We start from the raw sequence: 21,828 nt of genomic DNA on the forward strand, positions 1-21,828 counted from the left end.
GCTCGAGCAGAGATTGCCATTCTTGATTAGTGTGTCGTTGTGCCATATTCAAATCTCCTAATAGTTTGAGATCTGATCTTATGATTCGCAAAAATAAATGAACATGTGGGGTTTATGGGGCGCTTACGTTAATATCAATACGAAGCACTAGAGCAGTTAGAGGGTAATTTTTATTTAGCTGCTCACAAACTTCTTTTAAGGAAATCAATTTAAAATTATCATTTTCATTAAAACCACACTTAGGCGTATACCAACAAACTTTAGCGTTCTGTTCCTTGCGTAAGCGTATAGCGTGCTCCCAAACAAGATCTAAACGTGACTTACCTTCATCAAGTTCAGTATTGGGCACATCATAAAAACAATTGGCAATACCTGTGCCTCCTAAAGCACCATATTTATCTCCCACACCAAAATTACTAGGCTTTTCATAAGGCAGGTACTTTACATTCAAACTACCTTGATAAGTTTTACTATCTTGTGCTTTATTTATTTGTCTTTCTTGACCTATCAGCACTAATTTTTCAATCACATTAGTGCTGACAAGATTATTTACCGGATTAATAGCAATATCTAGCTGTTCAGTTTCTCGTTCTCGCTCCAACTTAACCATACGAAATTGTTCATTATCATTTGAAATGCCTTCTTTTTTGCTAATTGATTTAGGAGCAAGAATCAAATTAACAGCATTTCCTTGTGGCTGACTAATTCCTGTTATTTGCGCACAAAGAACGCTATCCCCTAAAGGAATCCCATAAAAAGAAAGCTGAATAGATTGGTTGTGCCAATATGGAATTATATATGAACTATCATGTTCTTTAGCTAAAATTATTTTGTTATTTACATCTTTTATAATTTTTCTTGTGTATCGATCGTACTTCAGATGATGTAAAAATATGGCATCTTTATGCGATAAATTTCGAGGTAGTATTACAGGACACTCACAGTCAGTTTCAGGTTCATCATTTAGATGTAATTTTTGCTCAACTTTACTCCAGTTATAAACAGAAATTATGCGTTTAATTTCACAGGAATAACCGTAATGAGCCATAAAAAACTGCAATGGATGAATTATGAATGAAATGTCGTTTTCAGTTACTATTAAAAGGCGATTTTTATCAACTTCAAATTTCGGTATATCGTTATAATGTACATAATCCCGATATTTAAAAGGATGATTTCCCGCATCATCCGAAATGGATCTAATTAATAAATTTTGTTTTTTTTCGTTAATCTTGACCTCATAGCGTTGTAATTTAAAGCGCTGTTTAGATTCGCCATTAACCCAAATACTACCAAAAGGGATTTTATGTAAATAATTTATAGGAACTTTTACAATCAGAAAGCTCTGACGCTCTTCACCATTCTTTGCGATATACGTTGGATTAGTTAATTGAACAAACTTTATTTCAACGAGTGTGTTAGATTGTTTTGTTGCAAGTCTATGATAATACCAAATAGCAACGTACTCACTTTCGCGGTAAAAAAAACCACCTACTTTACCACTTTCAAAGAAACGCAATAGTGAAAGCGAACAACGCCACTCTTCTCTTTCAAGTTGATGAGAATCAAAATAAGACACAGAATCACCAATTCATACACATTTAATAGTTGTTGAATTATACAACTATTTAGTTATGGTATGACAATTATTTGTATCTTTTGACGATTATTAGTAACTTTAACAACCGCCTCCCACTAGCGCCGCCATTGAACTGGAATGATGGGGCGATCGAAACGGACGATTTTTCCAATTGTGATGGTTAATATCGACATCGGTTAATGAGGCAACCGAGGCACTTTCTAATGCTTCATCATCTTCCATTTCCGGCAATAAATCACATAAACGAGACGCCAGCATGGTCTTTCCAGTACCGGGTGGCCCGAGAAAAAGTAAATTATGCGAACCGGCGGCGGCGATCTCTAATGCGCGCTTACCTTGTTGCTGGCCAATAATATCTTGTAGATCTCGTTCATTGGTTTTTACTGGCTCTTTTTCCGGTGAGATAAACAGTTGCAGATTTTGCTGGCCACATAAATCGGCGCACACTTCGAGTAAACTTGATGCCGACTTGTGTAAACCTTGCCCCACCAATGCAGCTTGATCGCCATTTTCATGTGGCACCACCAAACAGCGTGCGACTTTCTTACACGCTAAAGCGGCGGGAAGTACCCCTTTGACACGGCGCAAACCCCCCGATAACGCTAACTCACCAATAAATTCATACTGCGCTAGCTTGTTCAGCTTAATTTGCTGTGAGGCGGCTAAAATACCCAATGCGATCGGTAAATCAAAGCGCCCACCTTCTTTGGGTAAATCGGCTGGTGCTAAATTGACCGTGATACGTTTAGCGGGAAACTCAAAGTTCGAATTTAAGATCGCACTGCGCACCCGATCTTTTGATTCTTTGACTGTGGTTTCTGGTAACCCTACTAACGAAAAGCCCGGCATACCGTTGCTAATATGGACTTCGACAGTGACCTCGGGGGCTTCAACCCCAACACAAGCTCGACTGTGTATGATTGCTAATTCCATTAATTTCACCCTTATTTACGCTCGTGATGGTCGAAATTCTTATTTCTATTGTCCTGTATACAAGGTTTGAAGTGCGCCGTATGGTGAAAAAAGTGTGAGTTTTTGCTTGTAATATAACCGGGCTCTGTGATATCACTAGTAATACAGTTTACTAACGTCTTATTTACATACTGATTTACAGACTCATTGACATGGATAAGTAATGCACAAAGTCGCTCGATTCAACACTCTCATTCTCGTGGTCATTATTCGATCCGCGCGGGGATTAGTGAGCGACAAGTAAACACCAACACTAATAAGCCCCCGCACTCAAGTCCGGGGGCTTTTTTTATCAATAAGACATAAGCGAAAACAATAAAAATAATTTCAGAAGTTAAGTGACCGATCAAAGTTGAATACAGAGAAAAGTGCAAAGGGTCATAACTAGCCTTTTCTCAAGCGTCCAAACATGAGACTGCGTCTTTTCGGAGTATTCAAATAAATCAACCACTAAATGGAATCGAGAATAATTTCAGGGAGAGACAAAAATGAACGGATCGGAGCTGGTAGTCAGCGCATTGCAACAAGAAGGCATCAAAACCATATTTGGCTACCCCGGTGGTGCGATCATGCCAATTTATGATGCGCTATACGATGGTGGCGTTGAGCACATCCTATGTCGCCACGAGCAAGGCGCAGTAATGGCCGCGATTGGTATGGCACGCTCAACTCAAGAGGTGGCAGTCTGTATGGCAACCTCTGGCCCTGGTGCCACCAATTTAGTCACAGGTTTGGCCGATGCATTAATGGATTCTATTCCGATTGTTGCCATTACCGGACAAGTTGCCAGTACTCATATCGGCACCGATGCATTCCAAGAAATGGATGTAATTGGCATGTCATTATCTTGCTGTAAACACAGTTACTTAGTGACGGATATTAACGATCTTGCCCCGACCCTCTCCGAAGCATTTGAAGTGGCAAAATCAGGACGCCCCGGTCCAGTTTTAGTTGATATTGCTAAAGATGTTCAATTGGCCGAAGCGCCAGTTAAAATCTTGCCAGAATTCACTCCTCCTGCAATCCCAGTTGCCAGTCAAAATGCGATTGAGCAAGCACAACAAGTATTAGCCAATAGTCACAAACCGGTATTGTATGTCGGTGGTGGTGTACAACTGGCCAAAGCGACCGATTCAGTACGCCAGTTTTTGACTCACAACCCAATGCCAGCGGTCAGTACTTTAAAAGGGTTAGGCAGCATTGAACGTCATTATCCACATTATCTAGGTATGCTCGGTATGCACGGCACTAAAGCGGCGAACTTAGTGGTGCAAGAAGCGGATTTATTAATCGTGGTCGGTGCGCGTTTTGATGATCGAGTGACCGGTAAATTAGATACTTTTGCGCCACATGCCAAAGTGATCCACCTTGATATTGACGCGGCCGAGTTTAATAAACTGCGCTTATCTCACGCCTCGTTGCGCGGCGATCTCAACTTGCTACTGCCGCAATTAGAACTGAGTAATGATATTTCTGAATGGGTGGCACATTGCGATCGCTTACGCAGCAAATTCAAATGGCGTTATGACCACCCAGGCGATCTTATCTATGCACCAAAGCTACTTAAACAGCTCAGTGATATGATGCCAGATAACTCGATTGTCTCAACCGATGTCGGGCAACATCAAATGTGGGCAGCGCAACATATTCAACCGCGCGCGCCGCAAAACTACATTACTTCCGCCGGTTTAGGCACTATGGGATTTGGCTTACCCGCGGCAATGGGCGCTAAAGTGGCTCGCCCACAAGATGAATCGATCCTGATCACCGGTGACGGTTCTATTATGATGAATATTCAAGAGCTTGGCACATTAAAACGCCGTCAAATACCAGTAAAAATGGTACTACTCAATAACCAACGTTTAGGTATGGTGCGCCAGTGGCAATCACTGTTCTTTGATGGCCGCCACAGTGAAACGATTTTGGATGATAACCCTGACTTTATCATGCTGGCAAAAGCGTTTGATATTCCTGGTAAAACCATCACTCGTAAAGAAGAAGTTGAGCCCGCTCTCAAAGAAATGTTAGCCAGCAAGACCTCTTATTTACTGCATGTTTTAATTTCAGAAGAACAAAATGTTTGGCCATTAGTGCCACCGGGCGCGGCAAACCAAGATATGTTGGAGAACTCATAATGGACAGATATCAATTAAACATCCGAGCCGATGATCAGCCGGTTTTATTAGAACGAGTATTGCGTGTTATCCGACATCGTGGTTTTATTATCAGACAAGTGATCGCCACAGTGAATCATGAAAGTAATGTAGCTAACGTTGAAATCATTGTCGACAGCAACCGTCCAATCAGTATTTTGATTAATCAGATCGAAAAGCTATGGGATATTCTCACGGTTGAAACAGAATTATTGCAGACTCATCTCTCTGAGTAGATGGATCAATATCTTTATAAAGGAAGAAAAAGAATGGCGACTAGCACAGCAGATTTTATTTGGTTTAATGGTGAAATGGTTCCTTGGGCGCAAGCAAACGTCCATGTATTAACCCACTCTATGCACTACGGCACCTCAGTTTTTGAAGGGGTTCGTTGTTACGATACCCCAAATGGCCCGATTGTCTTTCGCCACCGTGAGCACATGGAACGCCTAAAAGATTCGGCTAAAATTTATCGTTTCCCTATCCCATACACGGTCGATGAAATCATGGAAGCGTGCCGCGAAACATTACGCGCCAATAAACTCGATTCTGCTTACATTCGTCCATTAGGTTTTATTGGCAATGTCGGACTTGGGGTTTGCCCTCCGGTTGATTCTGAAATGGAACTGATCATTGCCGCTTTCCCTTGGGGCTCATATTTAGGTGAAGAAGCTTTAGCTAATGGCGTCGATGCGATGATTTCTAGCTGGAACCGCGCCGCGCCAAATACCATCCCAACCGCAGCAAAAGCAGGTGGTAACTACCTATCTTCATTGCTAGTTGGCGGGGAAGCTCGTCGTCACGGCTACGATGAAGGTATCGCATTAAGTGTTAATGGGTATATCTCTGAAGGCGCGGGCGAAAATATCTTTGTGGTTAAAGGTGGAAAAATTGTAACACCACCGGCCACCAGCTCAATTTTACCCGGCATTACCCGTGACTCGATTGTAACGCTAGCCAAAGACTTAGGTTATGAAATCATAGAAGCCGATATTGCTCGTGAAGCGCTATACCTTGCTGATGAAGTATTTATGACAGGTACCGCAGCTGAAATCGTACCGGTGCGTAGCGTCGATCAAATTACCGTCGGCGAAGGCAAACGCGGCCCAATCACCGAGCATATTCAATCCACTTTCTTTGGTTTGTTTAATGGCTCAACCGAAGATAAGTGGGGCTGGCTCGATCCAGTCTACCCACAAGGTAAGTAAGCCGATTTAAAATACTCTTAAAATTATTGTTATATCCCCAAAGTAATTGGCGTTTCAGTGAGGCGACAAGTGAAAGAAAGCTCATGAGCATAGCGGGTCTATGTCCTCTTTTTTTAAAGATAGAGCCGAATAAACACTGTCAACAAAGCGGTCACTTCAAGTACGCAGGGGATAATTAAAAGGATTTAATTATTATGCCAATCTATCGCTCCGCCACTACCACTCATGGTCGTAATATGGCCGGTGCTCGTGCTTTATGGCGCGCTACCGGAGTAAAAGAAGAAGACTTCGGCAAGCCTATTATTGCAGTAGTGAACTCATTTACTCAATTTGTACCCGGTCATGTTCACCTTAAAGACATGGGCCAATTAGTGGCCGCAGAAATCGAAAAATCGGGCGGTATAGCCAAAGAATTCAACACCATCGCAGTTGATGATGGTATTGCCATGGGTCACGGCGGCATGCTGTATTCATTGCCTTCGCGTGAGTTGATCGCCGATTCAGTTGAGTATATGGTTAATGCTCACTGCGCCGATGCCATGGTATGTATTTCCAACTGCGACAAAATCACCCCCGGAATGTTGATGGCGTCACTGCGTTTAAATATTCCTGTGATCTTTGTTTCTGGCGGACCAATGGAAGCGGGCAAAACCAAGCTTTCTGATCAACTGATCAAGCTCGATCTGGTTGATGCCATGATCCAAGGCGCGGATCCAACCGTGTCAGATGAACAAAGTGAGCAAGTTGAACGTTCGGCTTGCCCTACTTGTGGTTCGTGCTCGGGCATGTTTACCGCCAACTCTATGAACTGTTTAACCGAAGCGCTTGGTTTAAGTCAGCCGGGTAATGGTTCAATGCTGGCCACACACGCCGATCGTGAGCAACTCTTTTTAACCGCAGGTCAGCGCATTGTTGATCTCGCCAAACGCTACTACTTAGAAGACGACGAATCGGCTCTGCCGCGTAATATCGCATCACGCTCTGCGTTTGAAAATGCGATGGCGTTAGATGTGGCAATGGGTGGCTCAACCAATACCGTTCTGCATTTAGTCGCTGCCGCGCAAGAAGGGGAAATTGACTTCACCATGGAAGATATTGATCGTATCTCTCGTCAAATTCCTAATATCTGTAAAGTAGCCCCTTCCACCCCAAAATATCATATGGAAGATGTGCACCGTGCTGGTGGCGTAATGGCGATTTTAGGTGAGCTAAACCGCGCAGGGTTGATCGATAACCAAACCAATACCGTACTAGGCATGACCATGGAGCAGCAACTGGCTCATTACGACATCATGCAAACCGAATCAGAAGACGTGAAAAAATTCTTCCGCGCCGGTCCTGCTGGTATTCGTACCACCAAAGCCTTCTCGCAAGATTGTCGCTGGGATAGCTTAGATGACGATCGTGAAAACGGTTGTATACGCACCAAGCAACATGCCTTTAGCCAAGATGGAGGTCTCGCGGTATTAAGCGGTAACATCGCTTTAAATGGCTGTATTGTGAAAACCGCAGGGGTCGATGAAAACAGCTTAACCTTCCAAGGTCCGGCGATGGTTTTTGAAAGCCAAGAAACCGCGGTTGAAGGCATTTTAGGCGGTAAAGTAAAAGCCGGCGACGTAGTGGTTATTCGTTATGAAGGCCCTAAAGGTGGCCCAGGCATGCAAGAAATGCTCTACCCTACTACTTATCTTAAATCGATGGGTTTAGGTAAAGAATGCGCGCTATTAACCGATGGTCGTTTCTCCGGTGGCACTTCGGGTTTATCAATTGGCCATGCATCACCAGAAGCGGCCGATGGCGGCACGATTGGTTTAGTCAATCAAGGTGACATCATTACTATTGATATTCCAAACCGCACCATTGAACTTGAAGTCAGTGAGCAAGAATTGGCACAGCGTCGCGCCAAACAAGACCAACTTGGTTGGAAACCGGCTAATCGTGAACGTGTGGTTTCTTACGCACTAAAAGCGTATGCGATGCTAGCCACCAGCGCCGATAAAGGTGCTGTGCGTGATAAATCTAAGCTAGAGGGGTAGCCCTTATGTCGGATGATGCCAGTCAATTATCACAACACTCATTACCTCACACTGGCGCAGAATACCTGCGTCATATCTTGCGCGCGCCGATTTATGAAGTCGCGCAAGTTACGCCACTGCAAAACTTAACCCGTTTATCGGAGCGAACGGGTAATCATATCCAGTTAAAGCGCGAAGACCGACAACCGGTGCATTCGTTTAAATTACGCGGTGCTTACAACATGGTCGCCAGTTTAACCGACAGCCAAAAACAAGCGGGCGTGATCACAGCGTCCGCGGGCAACCATGCTCAAGGGATTGCATTATCGGGTAAACATTTATCCATTCGCGCCATTATAGTGATGCCCAAAACCACACCAGATATCAAGGTGATCGCGGTACGCGGTTATGGCGGTGAAGTGGTGTTGTTTGGTAATAACTTTGATGAAGCCAAAGGGGAAGCCGAGCGCTTAGCCGCCGAGCATGGTTATACCTATGTACCACCCTTTGATCATCCATTAGTGATTGCCGGACAAGGCACCATTGGTATGGAGATGCTGCAACAAAACGGTCACTTAGATTATATCTTTGTTCCTGTGGGCGGTGGTGGTTTAGCGGCTGGGGTAGCAGTACTGATTAAGCAATTGATGCCAGAAATCAAAGTGATCGCCGTCGAGCCTGAAGATTCGGCTTGTTTAAAAGCCGCGCTCGATGCTGGTAAACCTGTCCCGCTGGATCGGGTGAGTATGTTTGCCGATGGTGTCGCGGTTAAGATTATCGGTAATGAAACCTTCCGCTTATGCCAACAAAACTTAGATGGTCATATTACGGTTTCCAGTGATGAGATCTGCGCTGCGGTTAAAGATATTTTTGAAGATACCCGCGCCATTGCTGAGCCTTCTGGCGCATTAGCCTTAGCCGGTTTAAAAAAACACGCCGAGCAACATCAACTTAAAGATAAACAACTGGGCGCGGTATTGTCGGGCGCGAACACCAATTTCCACGGTTTGCGTTATGTGTCTGAACGCTGTGAACTGGGTGAAAAACGCGAAGGTTTATTAGCGGTCACCATTCCTGAGCGTCAGGGTGCCTTTTTAGAATTCTGTCATTTAATTGGTGGTCGTGCGGTAACTGAGTTTAATTACCGTTATAACGATAATAAACAAGCCAATATTTTTGTTGGGGTGCGTTTACAAGAAGGCCAGCAAGAGCTGGATAATATTGTCGAAGACTTACGCAACGGCGGTTATCCGGTGGCCGATTTATCCGATGATGAAATGGCTAAACTGCATGTGCGCTATATGATTGGTGGTAAACCCTTACAGCCATTACAAGAGCGTTTATACAGCTTTGAGTTTCCAGAGTCGCCAGGTGCGCTATTAAACTTTTTAAGTACGCTAGGCACGCATTGGAACATCAGTTTATTCAATTATCGTAACCATGGAGCCGATTATGGGCGAGTGTTATGTGGCTTTGAATTGGATGATTCAGATTTAGAACGCTTCTCTGCCCACTTACAAGAGTTGGGTTATCAGTATAAAGATGAAAGCGACAGCCCAGCGTACAAGTTCTTTTTATCTTAATGGGTTGATTTTTTAATCTATAATAACCAAAAACCCACAACGAGTTGTGGGTTTTCTTTTTTGTGCCATAACTGTTAATAAAACAATGAGATTATTTGAGCGTATCGGTGGCCTTCTCAGACTCAGCAGGTTTATTGGCTTGAGGCGGAGTAACATCGGTTTCTTGAATAGCTTCAGTCGATGGCGCATCGACCACTTCTTGTTGCTGCGCTGCGTTATTATTGTCTTGGCTTACGCTGTCTACCGATGAGCTATCCGCATCCGATGGAGCCTCGTCATTGGCTTTAGAAGGCTCAGTGGCGACTTGGTCATCATCATTATTCACATCAGCAGCCTGTGCTTTTTCTGTTGCCTCTGAGCTTTGTTGCTTGGGTGTAAAACTGAATTTTTGACCCGCTACGGATGCATCAATAATCAAACCACCTTTAGTTGCAGTAAATATTGCCATATCATTAACATAACTGGCCGCAGTGCTTTGTTCGGTACCCGATTGACCTGCAGTGGCTGAGTTACCGGTAGTGCCCACTTGAGCATTGGCACCAATATTTAATGCCACGGCTGAGGCTTGGGCACCAAATGCAAATTCACCTTGAGTAAAATTATCTAAAGCATGTTTATTTTTAAAGAAGATAATTTCACTATAACCTTCACCACCAAATGAATAACCAATAGAAAGCTGGCTCATGGTCGACTCACCCAATAATTCAAGCTCAGGGTAAACACCGCGATACACTTGCCCAGTACCATAAGCACCACCAATAAAGAATGCCGCTTTACCTATGGTTGGGAAAACCGCAAAACCGTAGGCACTGCTAAATAACTTTTCAGTTTGTGGTGAACGTTTAAAGTTGATCAGACTATCGGTATAAGAATCTGCAGAGGCAGTTACTGACCATAATGTTATCCCCATCATTAGCGCTAACATCAGTTGTTTTAATGGCTTCATTATTCTTCCTTAAAAACGATTATGGCTAATATCATAGGACAAGTTACCCATTGGATATTAATCCTTATCAAATTTGATTAAAATTGATGACTAAATAAACATGTTACTGCTCGATTCTCTATATAACTGACCATTGAAATGTCATCATCAAGTAATATCGAATACAGAAAATATTCAGCCCATAAAATGAGCCTTTACGTGAACATCTGTAACTAACTTGGATATAGATAGCAAAATGCGAATTAAGTTCACTCTAACCACTGCTGATATAACTGTTGGCTATCACCGAGATAATCAATTAACCACTCCACCAACTTGTTACCATCATCTTTACGCCACACTAAACAACAGGCACTTAATGGTTTATCGCCACTTATTTTCGCTTCAATCAACTCGCCTTGCTCAATAAAGTGTTTGGCCATGTGGCGTGGCATATAACCCATTCCAACCTTATTTTTAAGGCATTCTATCGCACTAAACCAATTAGGTAATAATAAGCGTCGCTGTTGTATTGAATGCCATGTATGCCGCTTAGGCAGCAAGGTAGAGGTATCATCCAAACAGATGGCTGGCACATTGATTAAGTCGTCAGCCGTCAACTCTGTTTTGGCTGCTAATGGGTGATCACTGGCCATCACATAAGCCCAATCGATACTACCCATCGGTTTGACTCCGTAATCCCCACTAACAGGAATCGCAGAAGTAGCACCTATCACAATATCAGCTCGACCTTCTGAAATGGCTTCCCACGAACCATTAAATACCTCCATATTGATCTGCAACTCAGCAAAATCGAAAGTGCGATAAAAGTCTTCAATCAATGGTTTTAACTGCTCAAGCTTAACAATGTTATCTAAGGTTAATTTAACCGTTTTATTATAACCATTTTCCACTCGTTTGGTTTGCGCTTTAACTTCTTCCATATGACGCAGCAACTGACGAGCCTCATTGATAAAATGCTGCCCCGCTTCGGTTAATTCGACTTTACGCGCTAATCGGTTAAATATTTTCACGCCTAATTCATTTTCAACCTGACGAACCGCATAACTGATCGCTGATGGTACTTTATGCAATTGCTCAGCAGCGGCAGTAAAACTGCCTAAACGCGCGATAGTATCGAGCATTTGTAACGATTGTTTTGAGTACATATATCCTCACCTACTACCCATCAAAAATTTTGAACGATAACTCCAAATTATAACGTTTAATTTTGTCACAAAGAAGTTTTATACTGCTTAGTATCGGTATGGATGCGCTTACTTGCCATCAACCACAGACTATTTTAAGTGGCTTGTTTATGAATATTGCAAAAACACAACTCTTTTACCTTGCAGCACTTTCTATGTTGGGCTTTGTTGCTACCGACATGTACTTGCCTGCCTTTAAAGTATTAGAAGATCATTTTTCGACCGGTCCTGAATCGATCGCGCTTTCTTTATCTATCTTCTTAGCCGGTATGGCATCAGGTCAATTATTATGGGGCTTAGCAGCTGATAAATTTGGCCCTCGTAATACGCTCGCGGCAGGTTTAGTTTTATTCTCATTGGCTTCTTTAGGTTTAGGCTTTAGCCAAGAAGTATGGCAGTTATTAGGTCTACGCTTTATCCAAGCGATTGGTGTTTGTGCGCCAGCCGTCATTTGGCAAGCCATGGTGATTAAGCGTTATTCAAGCTCGGCTAGTCAGCAAATTTTTGCCACTATAATGCCGCTAGTAGCATTATCACCAGCGATTGCACCACAACTTGGTGTATTTTTGATGAGTCACTTTGGTTGGTCGAGTATCTTTATCTTCCTAACTGTCGTGGGCGCGGCTTTAACCGTTGTCACGCTAACTCAAGCAAAAGATCAAGCAGAAGAAGAACCAAAGACCACCTCAATCACCCAAGATATCAAAGCGCTATTTTCTTCACGCGTTTATCTCGGTAATGTTTTAATATTCGCAATGGCTTCTGCCTGTTTCTTTGCCTACCTTACTGGCATGCCAGAAATTATGACTAAGCTAGGTTATGACGCTAAAGATATTGGTTTAAGCTTTATCCCACAGACAATTGCATTTATGGCTGGTGGTTACTTTGGTAAACGTTATGTCGCTAAATTAGGCGATGCTAAGGTATTAAAAGTTTTATTGGCATTATTTAGCGTGTCATCAATTGTGATGTTTATTGCTTCTCACATGGCGATTAGCACTATTTGGCCAGTATTGATTCCATTCTGCTTTATTGCAGTGGCTAATGGCGCGTTGTACCCAATAGTGGTGAACCGTGCATTATCAAGCTGCAAAAACAGCCCTGCGACTGCCGCTGGTTTACAAAATAGCTTACAGATTTGTATCAGCGGTTTAGCCAGTGCTTTAGTGGCAGCGTATGCCAGTCAAGCGCTTCCAACCACGGGTATTGTTGCAGTCTTATGTATGGCTGGTTTATTAGGTGGTTACTTCTTGTCAACCTCAAAACAAGCTGTCACTTCAGAGTTACTCGAAGATAATTAAACTCTAAAGTCCCCCCCCCCTTTTTTTAGAATTGATATATTTTCGACATAAAAAAACCGCTTATTGACCATTTCAATGAGCGGTTTTTTATTATCTATGGTGTAAGCCTATTATTTCTTAACTGGACGTTTCCAACCGGCAATCACGCGCTCTTTCGCGCGAGTGATCACTAATTCATTTTCAGCCACGTTTTTAGTTACTGTCGTGCCCGCGCCAATGGTTACGCCATTTGCAATTGTCACCGGAGCAATCAGTTGTGAATCGGATCCGACAAACACATCATCACCAATAACAGTTTTAAACTTGTTGGCGCCATCATAGTTGCAAGTGATCACACCCGCGCCAACATTCACACGATCGCCAATGGCAGAATCGCCTAAATAGCTTAAGTGGCCCGCTTTTGAATCCAGACCTAATGATGAGTTTTTAATCTCAACAAAGTTGCCTACATGGGCTTTATTTTTCAGCTCAGTTCCTGGACGCAGACGCGCAAATGGCCCAACCGTACACTCTTCACCAACCGTCGCACCATCGATCACGGTATAAGGGCTGATCACGCTGTTGTCGTCGATTTCACAGTCTTTTAGCACACAACCTGCGCCAATCACCACGTTATCACCAATTGAAACATTGCCTTCGATGATAACATTGGCATCAATTTCAACGTCCATACCGCATTGCAGTTCACCACGTAAATCAAAACGGCTTGGATCGCGCAGCATCACACCTTGCTCTAATAATGTTTGCGCTTGCATCGATTGGTAAGCACGCTCTAAACGAGCCAGTTGAGAGCGATCATTGACCCCTTCAACTTCGATGGGATTAACCGGATGAACCGCTTCGACCGCGCGGCCTTCTTCATGTGCAGCGGCAATAATATCCGTTAGGTAATACTCACCTTGCGCATTTTCATTTTTAAGCGCCGCTAACCAACGTTTAAGATCGCCACCAGTGGCCACCATTACGCCAGTATTAATTTCTTTGATCAGCTTTTGTTCTTCGGTGGCATCTTTTTGTTCAACAATCGCCACCACAGGACCATTCTTACGAATAATGCGTCCATAACCTGCCGGGTTATCTAGGATCACGGTTAATAACGCGATACCACCGGTAGGTTGAGCTTCTAATAAGTTTTCTACCGTTTCAGTTGAGATCAGAGGTACATCACCATAAAGCACTAATACCTTTTCATCATCGGCAAAATCTGACGAGGCTTGATTCACCGCATGACCGGTACCCAACTGTTCGGCTTGGATAACCCAATTAACCGGCTCTTGGGCTAATTCTTGCTTCATTTGATCGCCACCATGGCCATAAACCAAATGAATATTTTGCGCGCCAACCGAAGAGCAAGTATCAATAACGTGTTTTGCCATCGAACGGCCAGCCAAAGTGTGCAGAACTTTTGGCTTATTTGAATACATACGAGTGCCTTTACCGGCAGCAAGAATTACAGCACTGAATTTCATAACAGAGTGTCCTATCAATAGAATTGCGGCAATTTTACCTTAAAGCGATCCAAACAAGGAAAAAAGCCGAGAATTAATCATCCCTTATCAAATAATAATTATCTAAACTGTGATCTTAGTTACGTTAAAAAAAAAGCGACCAATTAAGGTCGCTTATCTTTTGACTGCTAAAGGTATTAGCGGCGTTTTCTCGTCAATTCAATCACTCGTAATTGAGCCATTGCTTTGGCTAGCTCGCCAGCGGCTTGGGCGAAGTCAATATCGTTGTGCTGATTTTGAATATGCTCTTCAGCTTTACGTTTGGCTTCTTCTGCCTTCGCTGCATCTAGGTCTTCACCACGGATTGCGGTATCGGCCAGTACAGTCGCTGTACCAGGCTGAACTTCCAGCATACCACCAGAAACATAAATAATTTCTTCGTGGCCGTGTTGCTTAACTAAACGCACCATACCAGGCTTAATAGCAGATAATAGTGGAGTATGTCCTGGGTAAATACCCAATTCACCTTCACCACCGGTCACCATGAACGATTCAACAGTACCTGAAAATAATTTCTTTTCTGCACTGACGATATCGAGATGAAAGGTCATAGCCATGTTGCCTCCTAATTCGCTTTATCGCTTATGCCCAGCCGAAACCGGACATAGATTTAAGCTTACAGCTTCTTAGCATTCTCAACAGCATCGTCGATCGTACCGCAGTACATGAACGCTTGCTCAGGAATGTCATCGTAATCACCAGCGATTAGACCTTTAAAGCCGCGCAGTGTCTCTTGAAGAGAAACGTACACGCCAGGGTCGCCAGTAAAGACTTCTGCTACGTGGTAAGGCTGAGTTAGGAAACGTTCAATCTTACGAGCACGAGATACAAGTTGCTTATCTTCTTCAGATAATTCATCCATACCTAAGATCGCGATGATGTCTTTTAACTCTTTATAGCGTTGCAGTGTGGTTTGTACACCTTGTGCAATACCATAGTGCTCTTGACCAACAACCAGTGGATCCAACATACGAGATGAAGAATCTAATGGGTCAATCGCAGGGTATAGACCCATAGCAGCGATATTACGGTTAAGTACTACCGTTGCATCCAAGTGAGCAAACGTTGTAGCAGGAGATGGATCGGTTAAATCATCCGCTGGTACGTATACCGCCTGAACAGAGGTAATAGAACCTTGTTTAGTCGAAGTAATACGTTCCTGAAGAACACCCATTTCTTCCGCTAGAGTTGGCTGATAACCTACCGCAGATGGCATACGACCCAATAGAGCCGATACTTCTGTTCCCGCAAGGGTATAACGGTAGATGTTATCGATGAACAATAGAACATCACGACCTTCATCACGGAATCTTTCCGCCATGGTTAGGCCAGTCAGTGCTACGCGTAAACGGTTTCCAGGTGGCTCATTCATTTGGCCGTAAACCATTGCTACTTTAGATTTTTCAGGCTCTTCGATGTTTACAACACCGGCTTCCTGCATTTCAAAGTAGAAATCGTTACCTTCACGAGTACGCTCACCAACACCAGCAAACACAGATAAACCTGAGTGTTGTAATGCGATGTTGTTGATAAGTTCCATCATGTTAACGGTCTTACCTACACCAGCACCACCGAATAGACCGATTTTACCACCCTTAGCGAATGGACAAATTAAGTCGATTACTTTAACACCGGTTTCTAGAAGTTCCGTTACGTTTGATTGCTCTTCGTAACTTGGTGCAGGACGGTGGATAGCGTAAAGCTCTTCCGCGTCAATATCACCACATTCATCGATAGCATCACCTAAAACGTTCATGATGCGACCAAGTGTTTTTGTTCCTACTGGTACTGAGATTGGAGCACCTGTATTAGATACTTCCAAACCACGACGTAAACCATCAGAGCTACCCATTACGATTGCGCGAACCACGCCACCGCCAAGTTGTTGCTGAACTTCAAGAACAAGACGTTCTTTAGATTCAGAAACATTCAGGGCATCGTATACACGAGGTACACTGTCCTGTGGGAACTCTACGTCGACTACTGCACCGATGATCTGTACGATCTTACCTGTAGCCATCGTTAAATCCTCTAAACTATTTAATTACCTAAGCACTAATTTAATAACCATGCTCTAACTAATAACAAGACTAAACCGCTGCTGCACCTGATACGATTTCAGACAATTCTTGTGTGATCGCCGTTTGACGGGCTTTGTTGTACACAAGTTGTAAATCGTCAATCAAGTTGCTTGCGTTATCTGTTGCAGCTTGCATCGCCACCATTCTTGCCGCTTGCTCACAAGCAAGGTTTTCCACCACGCCTTGATACACTTGCGATTCAACATAACGTTTTAGCAAGGCATCGAGCAGTGGTTTTGGCTCGGGTTCATAAATATAATCCCAAGAATGTGTGCGTTTCATGTCATCGCTATCCGATTTAGGCAAAGGTAGCAATTGATCGATCGTTGGCTCTTGTACCATGGTATTAACAAAACTGTTGTATACCACGTACAGGCGATCTAATTCACCTTGATCATATTTCTCTAGCATAACGCCAATACTACCAATCAAAGCTTCAAGGTTTGGGTTGTCCCCTAATCCTGAAATTTGCGCCGATAGTTTTGCGCCCGTGCCTTTGAAAAAAGCGGTTGCTTTAGAGCCGATAACGGCCACTTCAACACCCACGCTTTTATCAGACCAATCTTTCATGTCATTCAGTGCTTTTTTAAACAAGTTAATGTTTAAGCCTGCACATAAACCACGATCGGTTGAAATAATGATGTAACCAACTTTTTTAGCTTCACGCTCTTCGAGATAAGGATGCTTATACTCTAAGTTTGCGTTTGCTACATGACCGATCACTTTACGCATTGTTTGTGCATATGGACGAGAAGCTTCCATTGCGTCTTGACTACGACGCATCTTAGAGGCTGCTACCATTTGCATTGCTTTCGTAATTTTTTGTGTGCTTTGAACACTACCAATTTTGGTACGAATTTCTTTTGCGCCGGCCATCGTTACACTCCGTTAATAAGGACTGACTAAAAGCAATCCCGTTAATGGATATTCGTTATATGGTGATGTTATTTCATGATTTACATTTAAAAAACATGAATACATCACCTACGAATTACCAGGTCTGGGTTGCGATAAAATCATCAACAAGCTTTTTAAGCGTTGCTTCGATTTCGTCGTTGTAAGCACCCGTTTTGTTGATTTCAGCAGCGAAATCAGCATATTGACCATGAGCGTACGACAGTAGTGCTGCTTCAAAATCCGCTAGCTTATTAAGTGCGATATCACCAAGATAGCCGCGCTCAGCTGCAAAAATTACCAAAGCTTGATCAAATACTGAGAATGGAGCGTATTGCTTTTGCTTCATTAGCTCAGTTACTTTTTGACCGTGGTCTAGCTGTTTCTTAGTTGCTGCATCAAGATCAGATGAGAACTGAGCAAATGCTGCAAGTTCACGATACTGTGCAAGTGCGGTACGAATACCACCAGACAGTTTCTTAATGATCTTAGTTTGCGCAGAACCACCTACACGAGATACCGAAATACCTGGGTCAACCGCTGGGCGAACACCGGCATTAAATAGCTCAGTTTGTAGGAAGATCTGACCATCGGTAATTGATATTACGTTGGTCGGTACGAATGCAGATACGTCACCGGCTTGTGTTTCAATGATAGGTAGAGCAGTTAAAGAACCGGTCTTGCCTTTCACTTCACCATTTGTGAACTTCTCAACATACGCTTCGCTTACACGAGATGCACGTTCTAGAAGACGGGAGTGAAGATAGAAAACATCACCTGGGAAGGCTTCACGGCCTGGTGGACGTTTTAGAAGTAGTGAAATTTGACGGTATGCTACCGCTTGCTTAGATAGGTCATCATAAACAATCAGAGCATCTTCACCGCGGTCACGGAAGTATTCACCCATTGCACAACCTGAATATGGAGCTAGGTATTGCAATGCCGCAGACTCAGAAGCCGATGCCACAACCACGATAGTGTTTGATAGTGCGCCGTGCTCTTCAAGCTTGCGTACTACGTTAGCAATAGTAGAGGCTTTTTGGCCAATCGCTACGTAGATAGAGAAAATTCCAGAATCACGCTGGTTGATAATGGCATCGATAGCCATTGCCGTCTTACCAGTTTGGCGGTCACCGATGATAAGTTCACGTTGACCACGACCGATTGGAATCATTGCATCAACAGACTTATAACCAGTTTGTACTGGTTGGTCTACTGATTTACGGTCGATAACACCTGGTGCAATCATTTCTACTGGAGAAGTGAGTTTTGCATCAATTGGGCCTTTACCATCAATAGGCTCACCTAGTGTGTTTACCACACGACCAAGTAATTCAGGACCAACAGGTACTTCAAGGATACGACCAGTACCCGTAACTTTCATGCCTTCCTGTAGGTTAGCATACGGGCCCATTACCACTGCCCCAACCGAGTCACGCTCAAGGTTAAGTGCGAGTGCGTAAAGACCACCCGGTAGTTCAATCATTTCACCCTGCATCACGTCCGCTAGGCCGTGGATGCGGATAATACCATCACTTACAGATACAATTGTACCTTCATTGCGAGCTTCACTTACAACACTGAATGACTCAATACGTTGCTTGATCAGTTCACTAATTTCTGTGGAATTAAGTTGCATGCTCCAATCCCCATTAAGACGTTAATGCATCATTCATACGGTTTAAACGACCGCGAGTTGAATCATCGATGATTAAGTCTCCGGCTCGAATAATAACTCCACTAAGTAGAGTCGCATCTACACTGCAATTCAGCTTAACTTTACGCTCAAGGCGCTGCTCAAGTTTGCTGCTGATTTCTGCGAGTTGACTTGGTGTTAATTCAATTGCGGCCGTAACCTCAACATCAACAATATGGTCATGTTCTTTTCTTAAGATAAAGAACTCTTCACAAATATCTGGCAGGGCCTTTAAACGGCCATTATGAGCAAGAACTTTAATAAAGTTTTTACCATGCTCATCAAACTGGTCACAAATAGAAACGAAGATATCAGCTATCTTCTCAGCCGCAATCGCCTTATTTAATAAGTCGACCATGCTTTCGTTATTTGCAACTTCAGCAGCAAAAGTCAACATTTCAGACCATTGGTCTAATGTGCCTTTCTCAACCGAAAATTCAAAAGCTGCTTTAGCATAGGGGCGTGCGATTGTAGTCAAATCAGACATGTGCGGCCCCTCTAGTTACAGTTTTGCAGTAATATTATCAAGAATATCTTGGTGTGCGTTCTGATCGATAGAACGTTCCAGGATTTTCTCAGCGCCAGCCATAGCTAATACAGCTACTTGCTTACGAAGTTCATCGCGCGCACGGTTGCGTTCGGTTTCAATTTCAGCTCGGCCTTGATCTAAGATCTTCTGACGCTCAACTTTGGCTTCAGTTTGGCTTTCTTCTAAAATTTGACTCTTACGCTTGTTCGCTTGATCGATGATCTCAGCAGCGGCTTTTTTTGCTTCTTTCAATTTGTCCGAAGCATTAGCTTGTGCTAGACCTAAGTCTTTAGCTGCGCGGTCAGCGGCGGCTAAACCATCAGCAATATTTTTCTGACGGTTTTCGATTGCAGCCATCAGTGGCGGCCATACATATTTCATGCAGAACCACACAAAGAGGGCAAACGCTATTGCTTGACCGATCAGAGTTGCGTTCATATTCACCGCATCTCTCCTTTGTTTGCAATTTAAAAACAAATACCTAAGTAAAAATTAAATTTTACTAGGCGACCGCAAACATGACATACAGACCTAGACCAACCGCGATCATAGGAATCGCATCCACAAGACCCATCACGATGAAGAATTGTGTACGAAGTAGAGGGATAAGATCCGGTTGACGAGCTGCACCTTCTAGGTATTTACCACCTAGCATACCGATACCAATTGCCGCGCCGATTGCAGCAAGGCCCATCATGATAGCTGCTGCAATAAAGAGCAGGTCCGTGTTTAATGCATTTTCCATGTTATAACTCCAAGTTTAATCTGAATGTTATGTAAATAATTGTATTAATGTTCTTCTGATGCTTGCGATAGATACACTATCGTCAAAATCATAAAGATAAATGCCTGTAGGGTGATAATCAAAATATGGAAGATCCCCCATGGCACGGAGAGAACCCATTGTGACCACCAAGGCAGAAGCCCAGCAATCAAAATGAAAATCAACTCACCCGCATACATGTTACCGAACAAACGCAGTCCCAATGAAACTGGTTTAGACAATAACGTTACCCCTTCAAGAATCAGGTTTACTGGAATAAAAGCCCAATGATTGAAAGGTTGTAAGCCTAGTTCTTTTGCAAATCCGGTAATACCTTTAATCTTAATGCTGTAATACAGAATCAAGATAAATACCCCTAACGCCATAGACATCGTAATGTTTACGTCAGCAGTTGGTACGACACGCAAATACGGAAGCCCTATTATGTGCTCACCTACGTATGGAATGAAATCAATTGGAATAAGATCCATTAGGTTCATTAGAAATACCCATCCGAAGACGGTTAAAGCTAATGGAGCAACTAATGCGTTCTTTCCATGGAAAATATCTTTTACTGAGGCATCAACAAACTCAACCACCATTTCAACAAAGCACTGTAGTTTTCCTGGAACGCCACTTGTGGCTTTTTTACCCACGCTGTAAAAGATCCACATCATCAAAGCGCCTAATAGCACTGAAATGACTAATGAATCAATATTAAACGTCCAGAATGTTGCAGTATCACCCACATGGACAACACCGTCACTGTTAGCACTTAAGTTAACAAGGTGGTGTGAGATGTACTCCTGAGGAGTTAATTCACCTGAACCAGCCATTAGATATCCTGTCTAATTACGTTTGATAACACCAATGACATAATGCATTGCACTACAAAGGCCAATATATAACCCACAAAAAAAGTAATTAAGTGCACATCAGTATATTTAAAGAAAAATACAAATAACGCGCCAGAAATTACAAATTTATAAATTACACTAACATAAGCTTTCGCCATGACCTTCGCTGCCGTATCTGCTCCGGGCTTATTCAAATATAAGCACGTCACAATATATGGCACGCTACACACTAGCCCCCCAAAGATGGCAGATTGACTCGCCATTTCTCCCTGTACATACAAGCTGATTAAGCTGAACGCGCCAACTACAATAAACTGAGTTAAAACTAAAAAAAACATTCTATTAACACCCAATTACATTTAATTTGGCTCAACTGTATGCGCAGAACATATTACACCCTACTCAACTATGATTACAGTCAATAGCAAGATGGAAAATGATTATTTTTACATTCTGTTAAATGATCAGCGATATCACTATAACATGGCTTTGTTGCGTAATTCAAATTTAGAGGTGACAACACTAGAATCGTATT

19 protein-coding genes and 1 pseudogene are annotated in these 21,828 nt (G+C 43.1%); 6 read left to right on the forward strand and 14 right to left on the reverse strand.

The window, feature by feature from the left end; translation table 11 throughout:
• Positions 1 to 112: 112 nt before the first annotated feature.
• Together HC723_RS08010 and HC723_RS08015 are read right to left on the reverse strand one after the other, a co-directional pair.
• On the reverse strand, positions 113 to 1,579 hold the full coding sequence (locus tag HC723_RS08010) for a hypothetical protein (RefSeq protein WP_190338712.1): 1,467 nt from the start codon (positions 1,577 to 1,579) through the stop codon (positions 113 to 115).
• A 105-nt stretch (positions 1,580 to 1,684) separates the two neighbouring features.
• Positions 1,685 to 2,533: pseudogene (locus tag HC723_RS08015) on the reverse strand (YifB family Mg chelatase-like AAA ATPase); the annotation flags it as partial.
• Between the two features lie 527 nt (positions 2,534 to 3,060).
• Between HC723_RS08015 and ilvG the strand changes: the two are divergent.
• From ilvG to ilvA, 5 genes are all read left to right on the forward strand, one after another.
• A complete protein-coding gene (gene ilvG, locus HC723_RS08020; RefSeq protein WP_190338714.1) occupies positions 3,061 to 4,707 on the forward strand; it encodes an acetolactate synthase 2 catalytic subunit in 1,647 nt (548 codons plus the stop codon).
• Complete coding sequence (gene ilvM / locus HC723_RS08025; protein WP_153448062.1) at positions 4,707 to 4,961, forward strand: acetolactate synthase 2 small subunit; 255 nt, start codon at positions 4,707 to 4,709, stop codon at positions 4,959 to 4,961. The genes ilvG and ilvM overlap by 1 nt, the downstream gene beginning before the upstream one ends.
• 33 nt (positions 4,962 to 4,994) lie before the next feature.
• Positions 4,995 to 5,933 (forward strand): branched-chain amino acid transaminase, encoded by a 939-nt coding sequence (locus tag HC723_RS08030; protein ID WP_153448063.1) that lies wholly within the window; start codon positions 4,995 to 4,997, stop codon positions 5,931 to 5,933.
• Positions 5,934 to 6,127: 194 nt separating this feature from the next.
• Positions 6,128 to 7,969 (forward strand): dihydroxy-acid dehydratase, encoded by a 1,842-nt coding sequence (gene ilvD / locus HC723_RS08035; protein WP_190338715.1) that lies wholly within the window; start codon positions 6,128 to 6,130, stop codon positions 7,967 to 7,969.
• A gap of 5 nt (positions 7,970 to 7,974) precedes the next feature.
• Complete coding sequence (ilvA, locus tag HC723_RS08040; RefSeq protein WP_153448065.1) at positions 7,975 to 9,531, forward strand: threonine ammonia-lyase, biosynthetic; 1,557 nt, start codon at positions 7,975 to 7,977, stop codon at positions 9,529 to 9,531.
• A 91-nt stretch (positions 9,532 to 9,622) separates the two neighbouring features.
• Here the strand turns inward: ilvA and HC723_RS08045 are convergent, their stop codons facing one another.
• Together HC723_RS08045 and punR are read right to left on the reverse strand one after the other, a co-directional pair.
• Positions 9,623 to 10,477, reverse strand: a complete 855-nt coding sequence (locus tag HC723_RS08045) for a lipid-binding SYLF domain-containing protein (RefSeq protein ID WP_190338716.1) — start codon at positions 10,475 to 10,477, stop codon at positions 9,623 to 9,625.
• 248 nt (positions 10,478 to 10,725) lie between these two features.
• Positions 10,726 to 11,625, reverse strand: a complete 900-nt coding sequence (gene punR, locus HC723_RS08050; protein ID WP_190338717.1) for a DNA-binding transcriptional activator PunR — start codon at positions 11,623 to 11,625, stop codon at positions 10,726 to 10,728.
• Positions 11,626 to 11,774: 149 nt separating this feature from the next.
• Here punR and punC point away from each other — a divergent pair, with 149 nt between their 5' ends.
• Complete coding sequence (gene punC, locus HC723_RS08055; protein WP_190338718.1) at positions 11,775 to 12,965, forward strand: purine nucleoside transporter PunC; 1,191 nt, start codon at positions 11,775 to 11,777, stop codon at positions 12,963 to 12,965.
• Positions 12,966 to 13,075: 110 nt separating this feature from the next.
• On the opposite strand, the gene glmU is transcribed toward punC, so the two are convergent.
• From glmU to HC723_RS08105, 10 genes are all read right to left on the reverse strand, one after another.
• On the reverse strand, positions 13,076 to 14,434 hold the full coding sequence (gene glmU / locus HC723_RS08060) for a bifunctional UDP-N-acetylglucosamine diphosphorylase/glucosamine-1-phosphate N-acetyltransferase GlmU (protein WP_190338719.1): 1,359 nt from the start codon (positions 14,432 to 14,434) through the stop codon (positions 13,076 to 13,078).
• 176 nt (positions 14,435 to 14,610) lie between these two features.
• On the reverse strand, positions 14,611 to 15,030 hold the full coding sequence (locus tag HC723_RS08065; protein WP_153448070.1) for a F0F1 ATP synthase subunit epsilon: 420 nt from the start codon (positions 15,028 to 15,030) through the stop codon (positions 14,611 to 14,613).
• Between the two features lie 59 nt (positions 15,031 to 15,089).
• Complete coding sequence (atpD, locus tag HC723_RS08070; protein WP_190338720.1) at positions 15,090 to 16,493, reverse strand: F0F1 ATP synthase subunit beta; 1,404 nt, start codon at positions 16,491 to 16,493, stop codon at positions 15,090 to 15,092.
• 70 nt (positions 16,494 to 16,563) lie between these two features.
• Positions 16,564 to 17,430, reverse strand: a complete 867-nt coding sequence (gene atpG / locus HC723_RS08075) for a F0F1 ATP synthase subunit gamma (RefSeq protein WP_190338721.1) — start codon at positions 17,428 to 17,430, stop codon at positions 16,564 to 16,566.
• A gap of 115 nt (positions 17,431 to 17,545) precedes the next feature.
• Entirely contained in the window at positions 17,546 to 19,087 is a 1,542-nt protein-coding gene (atpA, locus tag HC723_RS08080) for a F0F1 ATP synthase subunit alpha (protein WP_153448073.1), read from the reverse strand.
• 13 nt (positions 19,088 to 19,100) lie between these two features.
• Entirely contained in the window at positions 19,101 to 19,631 is a 531-nt protein-coding gene (atpH, locus tag HC723_RS08085; protein WP_153448074.1) for a F0F1 ATP synthase subunit delta, read from the reverse strand.
• Between the two features lie 15 nt (positions 19,632 to 19,646).
• Positions 19,647 to 20,117, reverse strand: coding sequence for a F0F1 ATP synthase subunit B (gene atpF, locus HC723_RS08090; RefSeq protein WP_178306476.1), 471 nt, complete (start codon positions 20,115 to 20,117; stop codon positions 19,647 to 19,649).
• A gap of 58 nt (positions 20,118 to 20,175) precedes the next feature.
• Entirely contained in the window at positions 20,176 to 20,418 is a 243-nt protein-coding gene (gene atpE / locus HC723_RS08095; protein WP_153448075.1) for a F0F1 ATP synthase subunit C, read from the reverse strand.
• A gap of 44 nt (positions 20,419 to 20,462) precedes the next feature.
• Positions 20,463 to 21,272 carry a F0F1 ATP synthase subunit A gene (gene atpB / locus HC723_RS08100; protein ID WP_153448076.1) on the reverse strand — a complete coding sequence of 270 codons (810 nt, stop codon included), beginning with the start codon at positions 21,270 to 21,272 and terminating at the stop codon, positions 20,463 to 20,465.
• Positions 21,272 to 21,631: an ATP synthase subunit I gene (locus HC723_RS08105; RefSeq protein WP_153448077.1), complete on the reverse strand. Its 360-nt coding sequence runs from the start codon at positions 21,629 to 21,631 to the stop codon at positions 21,272 to 21,274. Before HC723_RS08105 ends, atpB begins: the two co-directional genes overlap by 1 nt.
• Positions 21,632 to 21,828 lie beyond the last annotated feature (197 nt).

The organism is Vibrio sp. S11_S32, from assembly GCF_014694465.1.
Taxonomy (GTDB): Bacteria; Pseudomonadota; Gammaproteobacteria; order Enterobacterales; family Vibrionaceae; genus Vibrio; species Vibrio algicola.

Bases quoted from the DNA above. Each gene is read 5' to 3' on its own strand.
- ilvG (WP_190338714.1), top strand. From the start codon at position 3,061: ATGAACGGATCGGAGCTGGTAGTCAGCGCATTGCAACAAGAAGGCATC.
- ilvM (WP_153448062.1), top strand. From the start codon at position 4,707: ATGGACAGATATCAATTAAACATCCGAGCCGATGATCAGCCGGTTTTA.
- HC723_RS08030 (WP_153448063.1), top strand. From the start codon at position 4,995: ATGGCGACTAGCACAGCAGATTTTATTTGGTTTAATGGTGAAATGGTT.
- ilvD (WP_190338715.1), top strand. From the start codon at position 6,128: ATGCCAATCTATCGCTCCGCCACTACCACTCATGGTCGTAATATGGCC.
- ilvA (WP_153448065.1), top strand. From the start codon at position 7,975: ATGTCGGATGATGCCAGTCAATTATCACAACACTCATTACCTCACACT.
- HC723_RS08045 (WP_190338716.1), bottom strand. From the start codon at position 10,477: ATGAAGCCATTAAAACAACTGATGTTAGCGCTAATGATGGGGATAACA.
- punR (WP_190338717.1), bottom strand. From the start codon at position 11,625: ATGTACTCAAAACAATCGTTACAAATGCTCGATACTATCGCGCGTTTA.
- punC (WP_190338718.1), top strand. From the start codon at position 11,775: ATGAATATTGCAAAAACACAACTCTTTTACCTTGCAGCACTTTCTATG.
- glmU (WP_190338719.1), bottom strand. From the start codon at position 14,434: ATGAAATTCAGTGCTGTAATTCTTGCTGCCGGTAAAGGCACTCGTATG.
- HC723_RS08065 (WP_153448070.1), bottom strand. From the start codon at position 15,030: ATGGCTATGACCTTTCATCTCGATATCGTCAGTGCAGAAAAGAAATTA.
- atpD (WP_190338720.1), bottom strand. From the start codon at position 16,493: ATGGCTACAGGTAAGATCGTACAGATCATCGGTGCAGTAGTCGACGTA.
- atpG (WP_190338721.1), bottom strand. From the start codon at position 17,430: ATGGCCGGCGCAAAAGAAATTCGTACCAAAATTGGTAGTGTTCAAAGC.
- atpA (WP_153448073.1), bottom strand. From the start codon at position 19,087: ATGCAACTTAATTCCACAGAAATTAGTGAACTGATCAAGCAACGTATT.
- atpH (WP_153448074.1), bottom strand. From the start codon at position 19,631: ATGTCTGATTTGACTACAATCGCACGCCCCTATGCTAAAGCAGCTTTT.
- atpE (WP_153448075.1), bottom strand. From the start codon at position 20,418: ATGGAAAATGCATTAAACACGGACCTGCTCTTTATTGCAGCAGCTATC.
- atpB (WP_153448076.1), bottom strand. From the start codon at position 21,272: ATGGCTGGTTCAGGTGAATTAACTCCTCAGGAGTACATCTCACACCAC.
- HC723_RS08105 (WP_153448077.1), bottom strand. From the start codon at position 21,631: ATGTTTTTTTTAGTTTTAACTCAGTTTATTGTAGTTGGCGCGTTCAGC.